The following is a 222-nucleotide window of genomic DNA, read 5'->3' as shown; positions in this document are numbered from 1 at the left end:
GATAGAGACATACGAGCGGCGCGTTTTCGGCAACAGCGATCGTCTGATGGGGAATTGCGGCCCAGAATAAAACCAGGCGGCCGGCCTCAACCTGTTCCTGCCTTCCATTGAAAAGGTAGGTCATCTGGCCCGCCATGAGCAGGTTTAATTCAACGTGGTCGTGCCAATGCGGTGCGGCCATCGCATCAGCGATGTGACGCTCGATCAGGAACTGCCCTCGGG

At 57.7% G+C, this 222-nt stretch carries 1 protein-coding gene; it reads right to left on the bottom strand.

Features of this window, described 5'->3' with window-relative positions; translation table 11 throughout:
• Positions 1-222, bottom strand: a 222-nt coding sequence (locus tag AF337_RS05775; protein ID WP_152970920.1) for an AraC family ligand binding domain-containing protein, incomplete at both ends; no start/stop codon positions are given.

This window comes from Rhizobium ecuadorense, from assembly GCF_001187535.1.
In the GTDB taxonomy this organism is placed as follows: Bacteria; Pseudomonadota; Alphaproteobacteria; order Rhizobiales; family Rhizobiaceae; genus Rhizobium; species Rhizobium ecuadorense.
Note: the sequence above shows the minus strand (reverse complement) of the source record. Positions and strands in the feature narration are given on the sequence as shown.